Consider the following 13,182-nt stretch of genomic DNA (forward strand, 5'->3'; position numbering starts at 1 on the left):
CTTCGGATATAAACGCTCACACGAGGAGGCCGGTCGCCACGGTCGAGACACAGTAGACAACCGTCGACGAACACAGCGCCAGCCCGACCCGGTAGCCCACCAGCGCGCGGTCGAGCCCGCGGTTGAGGCCGGTCGAGAGCGCCGTCAACACGGCGGCGAGGCTCAGGCAGTACCAGCCGACGACCGGCCCGAGCGACGCCGCTGACACAGATTGGATGGGGCCACCGCTGCCCATCGTCGCCGACATCGCCACGGTCGCCCCGCCGACGAGCGGTCCGAAGAACGCCGCGGTGTTCGACAGCGTCCCGGTGACCTGTGCGAGCTGTCGACGGGTCTCGCGCTCGACCTCGGCGAGTTCTTCGAGGTGGTCGCCCATGGTCGCGATCGTCTCGCCGGCCGGCGGTCCGATGTCCGAAGCCACGCCCAGCAGGACGGCGGCCCGACGGAGCCGCGGGCTCGGGAGCGTCGACAGGGTCCCGTGCTCGCCGCGGAACGCCGTCTCGACGTCGACGCCGAGCGTTCCCTGGCGCTCGACCGTCTCAGCCAGCACGGACGACAGGGGGTCGGGCGAGGCGTCGACGGCGGCGTCGAACGCCGCTTCGACGGACTCGCCGCGCTCGACCCGCCGCCCGATAGCCGAGAGGGCGGCCGGCAACCCGTCTTCGACGGTTCTGACGCGGTCCCGCACTGCCCTGACCGGTCGATAGTAGACGACAAGCGCCGACCCGGTGCCCAGTCCCAGCGCCGCTATCGGCGGTGCCCACGCCGGGAGGAGGACCGTCCCGGCTACCCAGCTTCCGACGGCGATGGCCGCGGCGGTCACGAGGGCGTCTATCGCGCCGGTCGAGACGTCCGGGTGGCTCCGCGGGACCGGCGCCGGCGGGAAGGCGACGGGTCGCCCCGCGAGCAGCCACGCGCTCGCGACGACCAGCCCAGCGGGGAGAGCGATACCGTAGAGCACCACGAGCAGCGGCGTGGAGACCGGTACGCCGGCCGCACCGACGGCGGGGAGCAGCGCGACCATCGCGAGCGGGAGCAAGACGCCGAAGGCGTACAGCGCCGTCGCCGGTGCCCGCAGGTCGGCGGCGAACGACGCCATCTCGTCGCGGGTCCCGCGGAGGACGGTGCGGCGGGCGGCGTCGAGCAGTTCCGCCCGCTCCTCGCGAGTCACCACCGCCGCCCGCTCGATGCGCGTCAGCGACTGGGCCAGCGCCGGGAACTCACCGTCCCACTCGCGAGCGAAGGCGTCCAGCCCGCTCCGGGGCGTCCGGGAGGCTCGCCGTCGGTGGGCGTCGAGACTGTCGGCCAGCAGCCCGTCGCCCGCGATCGCGGCGAATGCCGCCGCCCGTTCTGTAGTCGGCCACAGCGCCATCCCCAGCACGAGCGTCGCCACGAGCGACGGCGCGGCGCCCAGCGCGCGAATCCGTTTAGCCTGCGCGGCCAGACCGACGCCGTAGCGACCGGCCAGCGCGACTCCGACGGCAGCGACGGCGCTGCCGGCGCCGACGACGAGCGCGACCGGGCCGGCCCCGACGGCGAGTGCGGCGACGCCAAGGAGCCAGACGGCGACGGCCAGCGCGTAGCTCCCCGCGAGCACCGTCTCGGGCGCAGCCGAGACGCCCAGCAGTCGACAGGACCGCTCGTACCCCTCGGGCACGGTCACCAGCCGTTCGAGTCGCCGGGCCACGTGGTCGCCGCTGGCCGCCGCGTCGCCGTCGGCCGTCTCGCTCATGGCTCGGAACCGCCGGCCGCCGAATTCGGCGGACTGAGCGCGGCCGTGCGGTCGCCGATGGCCTCGCGGACGCTCGCGTAGGACTCGCCGGCGTGAGACAGCGACTGGACGAGGTGGCTCGACCCGCGGTCGATGCGCCCGGTGGCCGTCGCGGCGGCGCTCTCGCGTGTGAACAGCGGCTCGAAACCGACGCCGTCCGCGCGCCCGCGGACCTCCTCGACCGCCGCGACGCCGCGCCCGCCCTCGGCGGTCGGCGGGGCGAGCGTCACGACGAGGTCCGTCGCGGCAAAGGCGCTCTCGGGCACGTCGAGGTCCGAAACGAGTCGCTCGCGGACGCTGTCGCCGCCGGTGCCGTGAATCGTGCCCAGCACCGCGCTGTCGCCGCCGCCGACGCGCATCGCCTCGTAGAGGACGCCGGCTTCCTCGCCGCGGACTTCGCCGACGACGAGCGCGCCGTCACCGAGTCGGAGGGCGGTCCGTAGCGCGGCCGCCGCGTCCACCGAGGGGCCGTCACCGCTCTCGGTCCGCAGCGGCTGGACGTCCCGGCCGGCCGACTGCAGGGCCGAGACCGGGAGTTCCGGGGTGTCCTCGATGAGGACCGTGCGGACGGTCCGGGGCAGTTCCCAGAGCAGTGCGCCAAGCAGCGTCGTCTTCCCGGCGCCACGGGGCCCGGCGACGAGACACGCCGCGCCGCGTTCGACGGCGACGGAGAGGAGGCCGGCGACCCGCGGGGGGACGGTCCCGTTCTCGACGAGGTCCGAGAGCCGAAAGGACTCCTCGTCGTGGCCCCGGAACGCGAAGCCGACGCCGTCGCTGACCGGCTCGGTGACGCCGGCCACGCGGACCCGCCGGCCGGCGACGGTGGTCGTCGCGTCCAGCGTCGGACTCGCCCGCGAGAACGCCCGGCCGCTGGTCCGGCGGAACGTCGAGGCGAGGCTTCGGGCGCCCCGTTCGGTCAGTCGGACGTTCGTCCGGAGCGTCTCGCCCTCGGCGCGCACCCGGAGTCGCGTCTCGCTGACGGGCGCCGTGGCGAACACGTCGGAGACGCGCGGGTCCGCGAAGAGGTCTTCGAGGACGCCAAGCCCCTCGGTGTGTTTCCGGAGAGCACTCGCGAGCCGAGTCGCCGTGTGGCCGTCGTCGACGACGCGCTCGGCCGCCGCCGCGGGCGAAACCGGGTCGTCGGCCGTCGTCGCCAGCACGGCGACGGCCGCGGAGAGCGCCGCCATCGTCTCCGCGTCGAACTGGTGTTCCTGCGGGCGGACGTGGTAGCTGTCCAGCCGCGCCGTCGGCGTCTCGTACCGGCGGACGGTCGCGCCGGTTTCGACGGTTCGTCGGTCCCTGAGCGTCGCCGCTTTCGGTGGGTTAGCGGCGATGCGGGCGTCACTCACCGACGGCCCGACGTACGGTTCGAGCGCCCGCTCGGCGGCGACCCCCTCCGCTGCGACGGCGAATCCGGTCTCGGCCGCCAGGTCGGCGACGTGACCGGCTCGACCGGTCGCCTCGGCCGCGGCGGCGAGTGGCTCCCGTCGAGCGCGTTCCGCGAGGCGCTCGTCCGTCGACGCCACCCGCGAGGCGAACCGGCCGGCCGCCACCAGCAGCGCCGCGTCGGCGTCGAGATACGCGCGCTCGACCCCGTCGCTGGCGGTGACGACGCTCTCGACGTCGCCGTGGCCCAGCGCCTCGACGACCGTCGCCCGACAGCCGGGGGCCTCGCCGAGGCGCCCGTCGCCGGGACAGTCGGCAGCGTCGACGGTCAGCGTTTCGCGCTCGAAGTCGGTCCGACAGCGGCAGTCCGCCTCGGACTCGTCGTCGGTGAACCACTCACGCACCGTGCTCACCACCCAGCCGACTGACTGTCAGAACGCGCTGGCCGTCCTGCGACCGTAGTTCGAACGCGAGCCGGTGTGTGCCGGACTCGCGGAGGGTCAGCGCCCCGCCTCCGGCCGCGTGGACGGGGACGCCGGCGAGGCGCGTGCTGCTGCGCGTGGCGCCGTCACCGACTCGCCACGTGGCCAGTGCGACCCCGCCGCGGCTGGTGAAACGGAGCCGGGTGACGGCGGCGCTCGTCAGCGACCGACCGGGTAGCCGGAGTTCGACGACGTGACGGGCGCCAGGGTCCGCCGTCGGGTCGTCCGTCGCCACCATCGTCTCCAGTTCGGCGGCCAGGGCCGCGAGCTGGCGGTCCACGGCACCGTCGGCCCTCTCGGCACCGGCGTTGGCCACCGCCGGGGTGACGGCGGCCAGCAGCGCGGTGGTCAGCACCACCGCAAGGGCCACGCGGAGTATCACAGCAGTGACCGTATCTGTTCGAGGACGCCGGACTCGGACGGTTCACTCGCCGACTGCTCCGACGAGTCACCGTTCGCCCGTGCCGCGTCCTCGGTATCGACTCCGGCGAGACCCGCGGTCGGCCCACCGAGGCCGTGGTTCTCGTGGGTCGGTTCACCCGACTCCGTCTCGCGTGGCGACGGGTCGACGCCCGGCCCGACCTCGGTATCGTCGACGCCGACGGGCCGCTGGTCCTCGTTCGACCCGTCGTCGACCGGCCGACGGTCCTCGGTCGCCGCGTCGAGACGCCGCTCCAGCCGTTCGGTGGCCGCCAGCGCCGCGTCGGCCCGCCCCTCGACGCGCTCGTTGACCGAGCGGACGTTGCCGACGTACCCCCTGAGCGCCTGCGTCGCGGCCTCGAGTTCGTCGGCGCGGTCGTGTAGCTCTGTGACCTCTGCTTCGAGCGCTTCGATTCGCTCGGTCAGCTCTGCCAGGTCGTCCACCGCCGGGAAGTCGTGGTCCCCGTCGGTGACGGCCCGTTCGACCGTGTCGACCCGTTCCGCCAGTGTCTCCACGTCGGTCATGGCCGGTCCTGCTCCCGGCACCACACTTGAACCCTCGGCCGAAGGTTCTTGTACGATACCGGGTCCACCGACCCTGTGACCGAGAGCGAACAGGCGAAGGCGGCGCTCGCGGCGCTTGCAGCGGGGGAATCGGCGGGGCAGTCCGGCTCCGGGACCAGCGGGACGACTGGTCGAGCGCGCGGTGACTCCTGTGAGTCGGCGACAGACGGACCGGCGACGCCTCCCGGACTGCTCGACAGCGACCACGTGGCGGATATCGGGCCGGACGCCGACTACCGGACCGTCATCGAGCGCGCAGTGACTGCTACGGAGGACCTCGATTCGGCCGCCGCGTTCGTCGAGTCGGTGGGGCTCGACGGGCTGGAGGAGGCCGTCAGGCAGGCGGAACGCGAGGTCAGCGGGCTGGCCGACGACGGGCGCGAGGCGCTCGCGACGTTCGAGCGGTTCCGCGTCGCCGCGCAGGGACCGGTCGAGGAGTGAGCCACTACTTTCACTGCGGTGGCGACACGGCTTTAGGAGCGGCTGGCATACGCCCGCACAGATGACACGGGTGATACACACCGGCGATACCCACATCGGGTACCAGCAGTACCACGTGCCCGAGCGCCGGCAGGACTTCCTCGCGGCGTTCCGGGCCGTCGTCCGGGACGCCGTCGACGACGACGTGGCGGCGGTGGTCCACGCCGGGGACCTGTTCCACGACCGACGGCCGACGCTGTCGGACATCATGGGCACGCTGGGCGTACTGGAGGAGCTCTCTGCAGCAGGTATTCCGTTTCTGGCCGTCGTGGGTAACCACGAGGCCAAACGCGACGCCCAGTGGCTCGACCTCTATGCCTCGCTCGGGCTGGCGACGCGGCTCGACGACGAGCCGACCGTCGTGGGCGATACGGCCTTCTACGGCCTCGATTTCGTCCCGCGCTCGAAACGCGACGACCTCGACTACGACTTCGCCCCCCACGACGCCGACCACGCGGCGCTGGTCACCCACGGCCTGTTCCAGCCGTTCGACTACGGCGACTGGGAGGCCGGCGAGGTGCTGGGCGAGTCGTCGGTCGACTTCGACGCCCTGCTGCTTGGGGACAACCACAAGCCGGGCAAACAGGAAGTCGCCGACGCGTGGGTCACCTACTGTGGGTCGACCGAACGAGCGAGCGCCAGCGAGCGCGAGGACCGCGGCTACAACATCGTCACCTTCGACGGCGACGTCCGCATCACCCGGCGCGGGCTCGACACCCGCGACTTTGTCTTCGTCGACGTGGAACTCGACGCCGAGGAGGGCATCGAGCGGGTCCACAGTCAGGTCGGCCAGTACGACCTGGAAGACGCCGTCGTCATCGTCAGTATCGACGGCGACGGCGAGCCCATCGCCCCCGCGAGCATCGAGGAGTACGCGCTGGACCGCGGGGCGCTCGTCGCCCGCGTCACCGACCACCGGGAACTGGCGGCCGACGAGCGCGAGACGAGCGTGAGCTTCGCCGACCCCGACGACGCCGTCGCCGAACGCGTTCGGGAACTGGGCCTGAGCGGGGCCGCCCGCGACATCGACGAGACGGTGCGGGCCTCGAAGGTCGCGGACGCCAACGTCGCCGAGACGGTCGAGGACCGCGTTCGGGAGCTGGTCGCGGACGACCCCGACGCGCTCGACGCCGCGGTCGGCGGGGACGAGGACGGGGACGCGACCACTCCGGACGGCCCGGCCGCAGCCGCGGAGACCGACGGCGGCGATACGGCTGACGGCGATATCGCGAACGACGAGTCAGCCGAGAGAGCGGCCGACGGCGACCCGGACGGCGGAGCGCCGACCACCGAGAGCGACGGGGCGGTCGCGGAGGACGGCGAAGACCAGTCCAGCATGGAGGAGTTCCTGTGAGGTGTGCCTGATGCGGTTCCAGCGAATCGCGATGGAGTCGTTCAAATGTTACGACGACGCCGACCTCACCCTCGACCCCGGCGTGACGGTCATCCACGGGCTCAACGGCAGCGGGAAGTCCTCGCTGCTCGAGGCGTGCTTTTTCGCCCTGTACGGCTCGAAAGCCATCGACGAGAACTTAGAGGACGTCGTCACCATCGGCGCCGACGACTGCACGGTCGAACTGTGGTTCGCCCACGCGGGCGGGGAGTACCACCTCACCCGCCGCGTGCGCAACACCGGCGAGCGGGCGACGACCGCCAAGTGCGTCCTGGAGACGCCCGACGGCACGTTCGAGGGCGCCCGGGCGGTCCGCCGCCGGGTCACCGAACTGCTGCGGATGGACAGCGAGGCGTTCGTCAACTGCGCGTACGTCCGCCAGGGCGAGGTGAACAAGCTCATCAACGCCTCGGCGGGCGACCGCCAGGACATGCTCGACGACCTCCTGCAGTTAGGGAAGTTAGAGGAGTACCGCGAACGGGCCAGCGACGCCCGCGTCGGCGTCAAGCGCGTCCGCGAGGACAAACAGAGCCGCCTCGACCAGCTCGACGACCAGATAGCGGCCAAAGAGGAGAAGGGGCTCCACGAGCGCCTCAACGCCCTGGAGACCACACTCTCGGAGACGACCGCGGAAATCGAGCGCATCGAGGGCCAGCGCGAGACGGCCGCCGAGACGCTGGAGCAGGCGACGGCGGTGCTAGAGGAGTACGAGGAGCGCCGCGAGCAACTCGCCGACCTCCGGAGCGACATCGAGACGCTCGAAGCCGAGATTACGGAGACGGAGAGCGAACGCGAGCGGCTCAAAGAGCGCATCTCGGCGCTGAAGACCGAGCGCGAGGAGCTGGAGACGGAACTCGAGGAGACGCTGGCCGAGACCGACCTCGACGCCGCAGACCCCGACCGCGTGGACGCTCGGCTGGACCAGCTTGAGGAGCGGTCGGAGGACCTCCAGTCACGCATCAAGACCCAGAGCGTCGAGGCACAGAAACACAGCAGCGAGGCCGACTCGCGCCAGTCGGAGGCCGAGGACCTCGACTCGCGGGCCGAGGCCAAGCGCGAGGAAGCCACGGAGCTCGAAACCGACCTGGCGGCGGCCAGGGAGACGGTCGCCCAGCGCCGCGAGAAGCTCGACGACATCGACGCGAAAATCGAGGCGCTCGAAACGCGGTTCGAGGAGAGTGATATCGACCGCGAGCGCGCTGTGGACCGCCGCGACGCGGTCGCGACGGAGCTCGACGAGGCCCGCCAGCGGGTGACCGAACTGGAGACGAAGCTCTCGGCCGAGCGCGAGTCGCTCCGCGAGGCCGAGACGCTCTTAGCGGAGGGCAAGTGTCCCGAATGCGGCCAGGACGTGACCGACTCGCCCCACGTCGACTCCATCGCGGACGACCGCGAGCGGGTCGCCGACCTGGAGGACGGACTCGCGGCGGCACGGGAGCGCGTCGAGCGCCTCGAAACCGACCTGGAGGGGGCCGAGTCGCTGGCCGAGACCGCCGACCGGCTCGGGACGCTCGAATCCAACCGCGAGAACGTCGTCCAGCTCATCGAGGAGAAGGAGTCCGGCCTGGAAGCCGACGAGGAGCGTATCGAGACCCTGCGGGAAGCTGCTGTGGAACTCGAAGCGAAGGCGGCGGAGAAACGCGACGCCGCCAGCGAGGCCGAACAGCGGGCCGCCGAGGCCCGCTCGGTCATCGGCGAGTGCAACCAGGAACACCAGGCGGTCAAGCAGTCGATACAGCGACTGGAACGGGTCGCGGAGCTGCTCGACGCCGTCGACGACCGCGAGGGGGACGTCGAGCAATTGCGCGAGAAACGCACCCAGCAGGAGGCGATGAACGACCAGCGCCGCGAACGCCTCGCGGAGAAACGCCAGCGCAAGCAGGACCTCGCCGAGCAGGTCGACGAGGACCGCATCGAGGAGGCCCGCAACGAGAAACAGCGGGCGACGGACTACATCGAGCAGGCCGACGCGAAGCTCGACGAACTGCGTGAGCAACGGAACCAGACACAGTCGGCTATCGGGGGCGTGAAAACCGAAATCGAGGCGCTGGAGAGCCTGCGCGAACAGCGCGAGGCCCTCGCCGACACCGTCGCGAAACTCGACGCGCTGTACGGCGAGAGCGAACAGCTCCAGGAGATGTACGGCACGCTGCGGGCCGAACTGCGCCAGCGCAACGTCGAGACGCTCGAACGGATGCTGAACGAGACGTTCTCGCTCGTCTACCAGAACGACTCCTACTCCCACATCGAACTCGACGGGCAGTACCGGCTGACGGTGTACCAGAAGGACGGCGACCCGCTGGAGCCCGAACAGCTCTCGGGCGGGGAGCGCGCGCTCTTTAACCTCAGCCTGCGCTGTGCCATCTACCGGCTGCTGGCGGAGGGCATCGAGGGCGCCGCGCCGATGCCGCCGCTCATCCTCGACGAGCCGACCGTCTTCTTGGACTCGGGCCACGTCACGCAGCTACTCGACCTCGTCTCGTACATGCGCGACGAGGTGGGGGTCGCCCAGATTCTCGTCGTCAGCCACGACGAGGAACTCGTCGGCGCGGCCGACGACCTCGTCCGGGTCGAGAAGTCCGCGACCTCGAACCGCTCGCACGTCTCCCGCGTGGACCGCATCGAGGAGACGGTCGCCGAACTCGCCGACTAGTCGGTGAGAACGTCGACAGCCTCGCTCGCCGTCGCCGTGGCGTCGTAGCCAGGCTGGCCGACCACCTCGGCGGGCTCGACGAGTCCGGCGGCGCGGAACTCGGCGAGCAGCCCGTGGAGGTCGCTCTCACAGAGGTCGTAGCTGTCGAGCAGGTCGGCGACCGACAGCGGTCCCCGCCGGTCGAGTTCGAGTAACAGCCCCAGCGCCCGGTCGTCGTGGACGGCCGCGAGGACGGTCCGGACGCCGTCGGGGACGGCCCCCGCGGCGGTTTCGAGCGGGGACTCGCCGTCGACGGCCGTCAGTTCCTCGTTGGCGACGTGTCTCTCAGCCCCAGTCTCGGGGTTACGGACCAGGCTCGACTCGCTCGACCGCTTCAGGAGCACGTAGTGGGTCCCCGACTCGTCGCGGACGGTGCGCATACCCGGAGTTACCGAGCGGCGTGGTTAGCCGTTGTGGTCCGGGTCGTTCTCGGCGCTGTCTCCCGTCACGAACTGCCGGTAGCGAAACAGCCCGTAGCCGGCCGTGACGGCGCCAAGCAGCGTGATTCGGATGCCGAGGTCCACCCGTCCCTCGAAGTAAGCGAGCATTGGTCCCACCGACAGACAGAGTAAGGCGATGTTGAACACGACGACGAGTTTCACGAACAGCGTCGCCGTGTCGCTGTCCGCGATGTCGCCGGTCGGCTCGGGGACCTCCGGTACGTCGGGCCCAAGGCTCGTCGGGTCGAACTCGTCGGGTTCGTACGGAGTCTTGCCGACGAGGGGCTCGTCGGGCTCGGTGTCGTCGGGACCGTCGGCCACAACGGCCCGTCGGGCGCCAGTGGGTAAAAGGACTTCTCTCGGGCGGGTCGGTGTCGTCCCGCTATCGCGGGTCGGCACACGGCGACGAGAATCCGTCTCAGGCCCGGTCGGTGAGCGATACCGTCACGTCGGTCTGGACCCAGGCGAGCGGGTTCTCCGCGTCGTAGAACACTGTCCCCTCCTCGGTCTCGTAGGTCTCGGTCGTCTGCACTGCCTCGGGGAGCGCAGGGTCCGACCGGAGCTCGTTCGCCCTATCCGACTGACCGTCGGGAGATGCGCGGTGCGACATGAGGGGTCGTCTTGGGGTATGCCACTCTTTACCATATACTTTCCGCCCGTGACAAACATTTGCGGTACTCGCCGACCGCCGACGTTTTTATGTACGGTCTCGAAGGGCGGGCAATGAGTGAGGAGAGCCAGAGCGCCCTCGGAGATTTCGGCACGGACGGGGGCGACGACGACCGACCCGCGGCGGAGGCCGCGGCCATCGCGGGCAACGGCGACGGGGACGCCAGCGTCGTCGACGTAGACGAGCGCCAGTTTCCCGATGTGGAGGAGACCGTGGAGTTCGTCGTCACGCAGGTCGACTACACCATCGAGGGACGGGGCGACGACGAGTTCCCCGTCGTCCACGTCTTCGGTCGGACCGCGGACGAGGAGCCGGTCCACGCCCGGGTCTATGAGTTCAAACCGTATTTCTACGCGCCGACGGCCAGCGTCGGCGAGGACCGACTGCGCAGTTACGACCGCATCACGGGCTGGGAGGAGGCCGACAGAGCAGGCGAGCCCTACGAGTCGATTCGCGGCGAGCGCTTGACGAAGATATTCGGCCAGACCCCCCGCGACGTGGGACAGATGCGTGACGACTTCGACCACTACGAGGCCGACATCCTCTTTCCCAATCGCTTACTCATCGACAAGGACATCACCTCCGGCGTCCGCGTCCCGGCCCGCGAACTCGACGACGGGAGCCTGAAGGTCCACCACGAGGAAATCGTGCCGGTCGAGGCCAGCGCCGCGCCGCGGGTCAACACCTTCGACATCGAGGTCGACGACCGCCACGGCTTCCCGGAGGACGGCGAGCAGACCATCGTCTGTCTCACCTCCCACGACTCCTACACCGACGAGTACGTCGTCTGGCTGTACGAGTCCCCCGACGGCATCGAGGGACCCGAGGCGCTGGCCGCCTACGACCCCATCCGCGAGGACGCCGAGTTCGAGGCCGACGTGCGTATCTTCTCCGAAGAGACGGCGATGCTCGACGCCTTCATCGAGTACATCGAGGACACCGACCCGGACGTGCTGACGGGGTGGAACTTCGACGACTTCGACGCTCCCTATCTGCTGGACCGCATCGAGGAGTTGGCCGGGCCAGACCACGACTACGACCTGAACATCGACCGTCTCTCCCGGGTGGACGAGGTGTGGCGCAGCGACTGGCAAGGGCCGGACATCAAGGGCCGGGTCGTCTTCGACCTCCTCTATGCCTACAAGCGTACCCAGTTCACCGAACTGGAATCCTACCGACTCGACGCCGTCGGCGAGCAGGAACTCGGCGTCGGCAAGGAACGGTACACCGGTGATATCGGCGACCTCTGGGAACAGGACCCAGAGCGACTACTGGAGTACAACCTCCGGGACGTGGAACTCTGTGTCGAACTCGACCGCGAGCAGGACATCATCGACTTCTGGGACGAGGTCCGCACGTTCGTGGGTTGTAAGCTCGAAGACGCCACGACGCCCGGCGACGCCGTCGACATGTACGTCCTGCACAAACTGTACGGGGAGTACGCGCTGCCATCGAAAGGCCAACAGGAGAGCGAGGACTACGAGGGCGGGGCCGTCTTCGACCCCATCACGGGCGTGCGCGAGAACGTGACCGTGCTGGACCTGAAGTCGCTGTACCCGATGTGCATGGTGACGACCAACGCTTCCCCGGAGACGAAGGTCGACCCCGAGCGCTACGACGGCGAGACCTACCGCGCGCCCAACGGGACTCACTTCCGCAAGGAGCCCGACGGCGTCATCCGGGAGATGGTCGACGAACTCCTGTCAGAACGCGAAAAAAAGAAGGAACGTCGAAACAGCTACAGCCCCGACAAGCCGGAGTACGAGCGCTTAGACCGACAGCAAGCAGCTGTCAAGGTAATCATGAATTCTTTATATGGCGTTCTTGGATGGGACCGCTTCCGCCTCTACGACAAGGAGATGGGCGCGGCCGTCACGGCCACCGGGCGGGAGGTCATCGACTACACCGACGAGGTCGTCGAAAACGAGGGGTACGAGGTCGTCTACGGCGATACCGACTCCGTCATGCTCCAGGTCGGCGACATCACTGCCGACGACGTGTCCGGCGACGTCGAAGTCACCGACGCGATGCGCGAAAAACACCCCGAGATGAGCGACGACGAACTCGAACTTATCGCGGCGACCATCGCCAAGGGGTTCGAACTGGAGGAGACCATCAACGCCTCCTACGACGAGTTCGCCAGCGACCGACTCAACGCCGACGAACACCGTTTCCAGATCGAGTTCGAGAAACTCTACCGGCGGTTCTTCCAGGCGGGCAAGAAGAAACGCTACGCGGGCCACATCGTCTGGAAGGAGGGCAAGGACGTCGACGATATCGACATCACGGGCTTCGAGTACCAGCGCTCCGATATCGCTCCGATTACCAAACGCGTCCAGAAGGAGGTCATCGACCGCATCGTCCACGGTGAGGACGCCGAGAGCATCAAGAGCTACGTCGGCGAGGTCATCGAGGACTACCAGGCGGGCAACGTCGACTACGACGACGTGGGCATCCCCGGTGGCATCGGGAAGAAACTGGACAACTACGACACCGACACCGCGCAGGTTCGGGGCGCGAAGTACGCCAACCTCCTGCTGGGAACGAACTTCCAGAGCGGGTCGAAACCCAAGCGACTCTACCTCGACCGCGTCCACGCGGACTTCTGGGACCGAATCGAGAGGGAACTGGACCTCGACCCCAGCCGGGACCCGCTGTACGGCGAGTTCCGACGGGACCCCGACGTCATCTGCTTCGAGTACGCCGACCAGATTCCCGCGGAGTTCGAGGTCGACTGGGACAAGATGCTCGACAAGACGTTGAAGGGGCCTATCGCACGGATTCTCGAGGCCCTGGACATCTCCTGGGACGAGGTCAAATCCGGCCAGGAGCAGACCGGACTCGGCAGCTTCATGTGACGGCGTCGCCCCGGAGGTTTTTGCCC

General features: G+C 69.5%; 11 protein-coding genes. 4 read left to right on the forward strand and 7 right to left on the reverse strand.

Features of this window, described 5'->3' with window-relative positions:
• Window positions 1–16 precede the first annotated feature (16 nt).
• From NDI86_RS03390 to NDI86_RS03405, 4 genes are read right to left on the reverse strand one after another with little or no spacing between them, the layout of a single operon-like run.
• Window positions 17–1,732: a type II secretion system protein gene (locus NDI86_RS03390; protein ID WP_310898986.1), complete on the reverse strand. Its 1,716-nt coding sequence runs from the start codon at window positions 1,730–1,732 to the stop codon at window positions 17–19.
• The gene (locus NDI86_RS03395) at window positions 1,729–3,561 is read right to left on the reverse strand and encodes an ATPase, T2SS/T4P/T4SS family (RefSeq protein WP_310898987.1); all 1,833 of its coding nucleotides are present in this window, start codon (window positions 3,559–3,561) and stop codon (window positions 1,729–1,731) included. The genes NDI86_RS03390 and NDI86_RS03395 overlap by 4 nt, the downstream gene beginning before the upstream one ends.
• Window positions 3,554–4,021 carry a DUF7311 family protein gene (locus NDI86_RS03400; RefSeq protein ID WP_310898988.1) on the reverse strand — a complete coding sequence of 156 codons (468 nt, stop codon included), beginning with the start codon at window positions 4,019–4,021 and terminating at the stop codon, window positions 3,554–3,556. Before NDI86_RS03400 ends, NDI86_RS03395 begins: the two co-directional genes overlap by 8 nt.
• On the reverse strand, window positions 4,018–4,584 hold the full coding sequence (locus tag NDI86_RS03405; protein WP_310898989.1) for a DUF7310 family coiled-coil domain-containing protein: 567 nt from the start codon (window positions 4,582–4,584) through the stop codon (window positions 4,018–4,020). Before NDI86_RS03405 ends, NDI86_RS03400 begins: the two co-directional genes overlap by 4 nt.
• Before the next feature lie 75 nt (window positions 4,585–4,659).
• Between NDI86_RS03405 and NDI86_RS03410 the strand changes: the two genes are divergently transcribed.
• The 3 genes from NDI86_RS03410 to rad50 all read left to right on the forward strand — a co-directional run bounded on the left by NDI86_RS03410 (window position 4,660) and on the right by rad50 (window position 9,149).
• On the forward strand, window positions 4,660–5,064 hold the full coding sequence (locus tag NDI86_RS03410) for a DUF7966 family protein (protein WP_310898990.1): 405 nt from the start codon (window positions 4,660–4,662) through the stop codon (window positions 5,062–5,064).
• A 61-nt stretch (window positions 5,065–5,125) separates the two neighbouring features.
• On the forward strand, window positions 5,126–6,457 hold the full coding sequence (mre11, locus tag NDI86_RS03415; RefSeq protein ID WP_310898991.1) for a DNA double-strand break repair protein Mre11: 1,332 nt from the start codon (window positions 5,126–5,128) through the stop codon (window positions 6,455–6,457).
• Window positions 6,458–6,467: 10 nt separating this feature from the next.
• Window positions 6,468–9,149: a DNA double-strand break repair ATPase Rad50 gene (gene rad50, locus NDI86_RS03420; protein ID WP_310898992.1), complete on the forward strand. Its 2,682-nt coding sequence runs from the start codon at window positions 6,468–6,470 to the stop codon at window positions 9,147–9,149.
• Here rad50 and NDI86_RS03425 read toward each other — a convergent pair.
• From NDI86_RS03425 to NDI86_RS03435, 3 genes are all read right to left on the reverse strand, one after another.
• Window positions 9,146–9,568 (reverse strand): DUF7346 family protein, encoded by a 423-nt coding sequence (locus tag NDI86_RS03425; protein ID WP_310898993.1) that lies wholly within the window; start codon window positions 9,566–9,568, stop codon window positions 9,146–9,148. The genes rad50 and NDI86_RS03425 overlap by 4 nt on opposite strands.
• A 24-nt stretch (window positions 9,569–9,592) precedes the next feature.
• Window positions 9,593–9,949: a DUF7322 domain-containing protein gene (locus NDI86_RS03430; protein WP_310898994.1), complete on the reverse strand. Its 357-nt coding sequence runs from the start codon at window positions 9,947–9,949 to the stop codon at window positions 9,593–9,595.
• Between the two features lie 97 nt (window positions 9,950–10,046).
• Window positions 10,047–10,238 (reverse strand): DUF7331 family protein, encoded by a 192-nt coding sequence (locus NDI86_RS03435; protein ID WP_310898995.1) that lies wholly within the window; start codon window positions 10,236–10,238, stop codon window positions 10,047–10,049.
• A 113-nt stretch (window positions 10,239–10,351) separates the two neighbouring features.
• On the opposite strand from NDI86_RS03435, the gene NDI86_RS03440 reads away from it, so the two are divergent.
• On the forward strand, window positions 10,352–13,156 hold the full coding sequence (locus tag NDI86_RS03440) for a DNA-directed DNA polymerase (protein ID WP_310898996.1): 2,805 nt from the start codon (window positions 10,352–10,354) through the stop codon (window positions 13,154–13,156).
• Window positions 13,157–13,182 lie beyond the last annotated feature (26 nt).

Origin of the sequence: Haloarcula onubensis (genome assembly GCF_031624605.1) — an archaeon.
Taxonomy (GTDB): domain Archaea; phylum Halobacteriota; class Halobacteria; order Halobacteriales; family Haloarculaceae; genus Haloarcula; species Haloarcula onubensis.

Bases quoted from the DNA above. Each gene is read 5' to 3' on its own strand.
- NDI86_RS03440 (WP_310898996.1), top strand. From the start codon at position 10,352: ATGAGTGAGGAGAGCCAGAGCGCCCTCGGAGATTTCGGCACGGACGGG.
- NDI86_RS03405 (WP_310898989.1), bottom strand. From the start codon at position 4,584: ATGACCGACGTGGAGACACTGGCGGAACGGGTCGACACGGTCGAACGG.
- NDI86_RS03425 (WP_310898993.1), bottom strand. From the start codon at position 9,568: ATGCGCACCGTCCGCGACGAGTCGGGGACCCACTACGTGCTCCTGAAG.
- NDI86_RS03435 (WP_310898995.1), bottom strand. From the start codon at position 10,238: ATGTCGCACCGCGCATCTCCCGACGGTCAGTCGGATAGGGCGAACGAG.
- mre11 (WP_310898991.1), top strand. From the start codon at position 5,126: ATGACACGGGTGATACACACCGGCGATACCCACATCGGGTACCAGCAG.
- rad50 (WP_310898992.1), top strand. From the start codon at position 6,468: ATGCGGTTCCAGCGAATCGCGATGGAGTCGTTCAAATGTTACGACGAC.
- NDI86_RS03390 (WP_310898986.1), bottom strand. From the start codon at position 1,732: ATGAGCGAGACGGCCGACGGCGACGCGGCGGCCAGCGGCGACCACGTG.